Here is a 5,078-nt window from a genome sequence, read left to right on the forward strand (position 1 = left end):
ATCGGTCGGGCGGGGTGCCCCATTTCATGAAGACGAAAAGGCCGGGCTGCGGCCCCTCCCCCGCGCGGGCGGTCGGCGGGGAGCGGACAACGCCGCCCCACGCGGGAAGGAAGGGCCGCAGCCCGTGGTCCGCCGGCTTGCTTGCCGACAGCTTACTTGCCGACGGCCGACGGGTTGTCGAGGCTGTCCGAACCGGCCAGCTCAACCGAGACGCCCAGGGCGGCGACGACGCCTTCCAGGGCCTTCTTCTGGTCGACCAGACGGTCCACCGCGGTCGCAATGATCGCGTTGCCCTCGGCGTTGTCGGTGCCAATCATCTGGTCGTAAGCCATCTTGCCGCTGTCGGCGGTGTCCTTCATGACCTTCATGGCGGCGGTGGTGGCGGTCATCGCCTCCTTCACCTTGGCGTCGGCCTCCGGCGCGGTGGCGGCGACATACTGCGACAGCGACGGGCCGGTCACGACCTTGCCGTCCACGCGGGTGTAGCGCCCGTTGTAGACGTTGACCATGCCGACCTGGTCGTAATAGTGCGAGTTGTGGGTGTTGTCGGAGAAGCAGTCATGCTCCTCCTCCGGATCGTGCAGCATAAGGCCGAGCTTCATGCGCTCGCCGGCCAGCTCGCCGTAGCTGAGGCTGCCGAGGCCGGTCAGGATGCGGGCGACGCCCTCCGACTCCTTGGCCTTGGCGATGGAGGCGCGGGCCTTGCCCTTGGCGCCCCAGGCCTTGGCCATCTCCTCCAGATCCTCGACCAGCATCTGGGTGGCGACGGTCAGGAACTGGGCGCGGCGGTCGCAGTTGCCGTTGGTGCAGTCCTTGCCCTTGGCGTAGTCGGTCGCCTTGCGGGCGCCGGCGCCCGGACCCGTGCCGTTCAGGTCCTGGCCCCACAGCAGGAACTCGACGGCGTGGTAGCCGGTCGCCACGTTGGCCTCGACCTTGCCGGCCTCGTGCAGCGTGTCGGCCAGCAGCTCCTTGGTGATCTTGCGGGCGTCGATGGTCTTGTCGCCGGCCTTGATCTTCGGGTTGGCGATCACGTTGGCCTTGGCGAACGGGTTGCTGTCGCCGCCGGCGTAGCTGTCGTCCACATAGTCGATCAGGCCCTCGTCCAGCGGCCAGGCGTTGACCTTGCCTTCCCACTCGTCGACGATCGGGTTGCCGAAGCGGAAGGCCTCGGTCTGCATGTAGGGGACGCGGGCGTTCAGCCACGCCGTGCGGGCGGCGGCCAGCGTCGCCTCCGACGGGTTGGCCACCAGCGCGTCGATGGCCTTCTTCAGCGCCTTGGCGGTGCTGGCGGAGTCCTCGTAGCCGGCCTGGGCGATGTCGGCGTAGGTCTTCACCACGTCCTTGTAGGCGGGCTTGGCCGTCTGGGCGTCGGCGGCGAGCGGCGCCAGCGCGATGAGAGCCGCGGCGGCAAGGCCGGAGGCGTGCTTGAACATGAAGGTCTCCTCAAGCGTCGGTGATCGTTGGCGTCACAGCCATGAAAGTGCGAAGCATTCTCAACATGCGCCGCTAATCACTCTCATTGTCAAGATGCAATTGCCAAGCAGGCTGCGCATTGCTGATTTTGCGGCGGAACGCGGGGCCACGGCGGCGGCCCCACCCGCCCGCGCTCACTTCAGAAGCGGTTCGTAACGGGCGTCGGTCAGGGTCTTCATGAAGGCGACCAGCGCCTTGATTCGGCGGTCGTCGAGCGCCGGGCCCTCCTCCAGCTCCTTGATGGAGACGGTGGCGGCGACCTCCGGATTGCCCCAGGGCTTGCCAGTCTCCGGGTTGATCTGGTCGGCCGGCTTGCGGCTGTTGTACTTGTTGTAGAAGCGGACGACGGTCTCCAGGTCCTTGAAGACGCCGTTGTGCATGTAGGGGCCGGTCACCGCGACGTTGCGCAGGGTCGGCGTCTTGAACTTCCCCTCATAAGCCTTCTGGCCCTTCAGCGCCGGATTCTCGGCCAGCCCGCGGTCGATGTGCGTCGCCGCCACCCCGTTGGCCGCCCGCAGCTCCGCGTTCACCGGCACGCCGATGTTGTGGTATTCGTAGTTGGTGAAGACCTCGTTCGTCGCCGCCGGCATGGCGTTCAGCTTGTGGCAGACGTTGCAGTTGGTGAACTGCTGCGAGAAGAACAGGGTCATCCCCAGCTCCTCCTCGCCGGTCATCTTGTAGTCGCCGCGCAGATAGCGATCGTACTTGGAATCGAAGGGCGAGAAGACGTCGGTCCTCTCGAAGGCGGCGATGCTGTCGGTCATCGCGTCGTAGGCGCGATCGGCGTCGTCCAGCACCCCCGCGCCGTAGAGGGCGACGAAGCTGCGCGCGTAGTCCGGGTTCTCCTTCAGCCGCCCCTGCACCTCCGCCTTGGAGGCCATGGCCATCTCGGCGGGGTTGAGCGGCGGACCGCCGGCCTGCTCCTGGAGGGTGGCGGCCCGGCCGTCGTGGAACTGCCCGCCGAAGGGAACCCCGCTGGCCTTGAAGCCGAAGCGCGGGGCAAGGTGGGCGTAGGCGGCGGTCGGCGCGTTGCGGTCGCCCAGCGACTTGCCGTCGGCCCCCAGCGACGCCGCACCGCGCGGGTCGGCGAAGCCGAATTCCGGGTTGTGGCAGGTCGCGCAGGATTGGCTGCGGGTGGAGGACAGGTTGTTGTCGAAGAACAGCGCCTTGCCCAGCTCGGCCTTGGCTTTCTGCAATTCAGCCGGATCGGCGGCCATGCCGGACCCACCGGCGATCAACAGGCCAGCGATCAACAGAGAGGGCAGCGCCGCGGCCGGCGCGGCGTATTTGCCGAACAATGACATCCTGACACTCGCTCCTTGACGGCGGTGGCCCACGGCGGCAATCCATGGCGGGGCCTGCCGGTCAGTATCCATGCCCTTCGGCCTGGATGATAGTTATTCTCATTATCACGAACGTGCGACCTATTGCCACTGGTCGTAGGACCGGCGGGATTAACCCCTCGCCCCGTTCGTCCGGCCCTGTTCCCGGATGGACGATCCGGTCCGGGCGCTTCGCCCTGACGGAAAAGGGTACCCCGACCCGGCTACCGACTCTGCTTCGCCAACCGGTGGGCTTGCCGCCATTCCGGGGCGAGGCGGCACCACCGTCGGGACTCCAAATGCTCCGAACGCCACGAAGGGAGCGGCGGCCCCCACACCGGCGCAATCCCGGCACAATCCGATAATCACTTCAAATTCTAACCATTTCCTTCCAAAGCAATCCGTCCGTCATTCGCCTCCCCACGTGGCGTTCTTCTCCCCGTTTCTTTGACGCGACGCCTTTGCGCATGGCGATGCCCACGCTTTGCCTGAAATCCGTGCGGAAAGTTGCGTTTCGGATGGCTAGGACAACGGCGCAGGCCCGCCGGACTACCCCTATCGATAGGTTTAATAAAATACCGGCCTTCGCCATCCTTCAAATCACAGACGCCGTGCATTCCCTGAAAATCAGTAATCAGACCCCTCCGCTTCACCGCATTGAAGCGAAACCCCTTCGCATCTCAATTATCAACGGAGACAATCAATGACCCTCTTCGCCAACATCCGCGCCATCATTTCCCCGGTCCAGGCCGCGACCAAGGACCGCAAGGGCATCACGGCCCTCGAATACGGTCTGGCGGCGGCGCTCGTCGCGCTCGTCATCATCGGCGGCGCCCGCACCTTCGGCACCAACGTCAGCACCCTGTTCACCGGCATCGGCACCACGGTCAGCGGCACCTCGACGACCATCCCGTAAGCGCCGTCGCCCCACCCCCCTCCCACGCAAAGTCCCGCCATGGATATGATCGCGCTCTTCGATCCCCTCTCCCTGGCGCTGCCCATGGCGGGACTTGCGCTGGGTTGGGCGGCGGCGGACGACCTGTGCCGGCGCATCATTCCGGACACCGCGTCCATCCTCCTCGCCACCCTCGGCCTCGCGCTTCCGCTCTGGCAGGGCGCCCCCTTCCCGTGGGTCAGCCTTGTTGCCGCCGCCACGCTGTTCCTGGTCCTGTGCGCCCTGCACGGGCGGGGCTGGCTGGGCGGCGGCGACGTGAAGCTGGCCTCGGCCATCCTGCTGCTGGTCGGGGTGGAGCGGGCCGCCCCCTTCGCGACCGCCACCGCGCTGGCCGGCGGGGTTCTCTCCCTCCTCTATCTCGCCGGTTGGCTGGCCCTGCGCAACGCGCGCCCGGCGCGCCGGTTGCTGCGCCGCTTCGGCGGTCGCTCCGGCCCGGCCCGCGTCCTGACCCATCTTCTGGCGGCCGAGGCGCACCGCATCGCCACCCGCCATTCCGTGCCCTACGGCGTCGCCCTGGCCACCGGCGGGCTTCTCACCCTCTCCAACCCCACCGGAGGAGCGGCATGGTTCTGAGAGTGCTTTTCCTGTCCCTGCTGCTCGTCGGGCTGTCGCTGGTGGGCTACGTGTCCTTCTCGATGCTGCCGGCCCCGACCGCCGCCGTCGCGGTCCCGGCGCCCCAGGCGCCCATGGACTCCGTACTGGTCGCCGCCCGCCCGATCTCCACCGGCATGCTGCTGCGCGCCGAGGATCTGCGCTGGGAGGCCTGGCCGCCGGGCCGTCTGGTGGACGGCTACATGGTGCGGGGCCGGGTGGCGGAAAGCGCCTACAGCGGCGCCGTCACCCGCCGGTCCTTCGCGGCGGGCGAGCCGATCATGGCCGGGCACATCGTGGCGCCGGGGGAGCGCGGCTTCCTCGCCGCCGTCCTGTCGCCGGGCAGCCGCGCCGTCTCGGTGGCGGTGGACGCGGTCAGCGCGACCGGCGGGCTGATCTGGCCCGGCGACCGCGTGGACCTGATCCTGACCCAGAATTTCGAATCCCAGGCGGGGCGTGACCTGCGCAGCCGGGCGGTCGGCGAGACCGTCCTGCAGAACCTGCGCGTCATCGCCATCGACCAGCAGCTCGGCGAGGCCGGCATGGTGAAGAACGGGCCGGACGGGCGCGTCCCCCGCACCGTGACGCTGGAGGTCACCGCCCGCCAGAGCGAGACGGTCACCGTCGCCGCCACCATGGGCAAGCTGTCGCTGGCTTTGCGCAGCCTGCTCGCCGACGAGACCGCCCTGGCCGCCGGGGAGGCGGAGCCCGCCTCCGCCCCCACCTGGGCCGAGGAC

The 5,078-nt window shown here is 68.2% G+C and carries 5 protein-coding genes; 3 read left to right on the plus strand and 2 right to left on the minus strand.

Features of this window, described 5'->3' with window-relative positions; all coding sequences use genetic code 11:
• Positions 1–152 precede the first annotated feature (152 nt).
• On the minus strand, positions 153–1,433 hold the full coding sequence (locus tag GBZ26_RS26655; protein ID WP_174441414.1) for an imelysin family protein: 1,281 nt from the start codon (positions 1,431–1,433) through the stop codon (positions 153–155).
• Positions 1,434–1,607: 174 nt separating this feature from the next.
• Complete coding sequence (locus GBZ26_RS26660) at positions 1,608–2,777, minus strand: cytochrome-c peroxidase (protein WP_174441415.1); 1,170 nt, start codon at positions 2,775–2,777, stop codon at positions 1,608–1,610.
• Between the two features lie 721 nt (positions 2,778–3,498).
• Between GBZ26_RS26660 and GBZ26_RS26665 the strand changes: the two genes are divergently transcribed.
• The 3 genes from GBZ26_RS26665 to cpaB form a co-directional block, all read left to right on the plus strand.
• Complete coding sequence (locus GBZ26_RS26665; RefSeq protein WP_051140969.1) at positions 3,499–3,711, plus strand: Flp family type IVb pilin; 213 nt, start codon at positions 3,499–3,501, stop codon at positions 3,709–3,711.
• A 39-nt stretch (positions 3,712–3,750) separates the two neighbouring features.
• On the plus strand, positions 3,751–4,323 hold the full coding sequence (locus GBZ26_RS26670) for a prepilin peptidase (protein WP_174441416.1): 573 nt from the start codon (positions 3,751–3,753) through the stop codon (positions 4,321–4,323).
• Positions 4,314–5,078 (plus strand): Flp pilus assembly protein CpaB (gene cpaB, locus GBZ26_RS26675; RefSeq protein ID WP_211104979.1); only part of this gene is annotated, 765 nt, incomplete at its 3' end. The genes GBZ26_RS26670 and cpaB, both read left to right, overlap by 10 nt.

The organism is Azospirillum formosense (assembly GCF_013340925.1).
GTDB lineage: Bacteria > Pseudomonadota > Alphaproteobacteria > Azospirillales > Azospirillaceae > Azospirillum > Azospirillum formosense.

What these genes read in the sequence shown, in the direction of transcription:
- GBZ26_RS26655 (WP_174441414.1), bottom strand. Translation starts at nt 1,433, where the DNA reads ATGTTCAAGCACGCCTCCGGCCTTGCCGCCGCGGCTCTCATCGCGCTG.
- GBZ26_RS26660 (WP_174441415.1), bottom strand. Translation starts at nt 2,777, where the DNA reads ATGTCATTGTTCGGCAAATACGCCGCGCCGGCCGCGGCGCTGCCCTCT.
- GBZ26_RS26665 (WP_051140969.1), top strand. Translation starts at nt 3,499, where the DNA reads ATGACCCTCTTCGCCAACATCCGCGCCATCATTTCCCCGGTCCAGGCC.
- GBZ26_RS26670 (WP_174441416.1), top strand. Translation starts at nt 3,751, where the DNA reads ATGGATATGATCGCGCTCTTCGATCCCCTCTCCCTGGCGCTGCCCATG.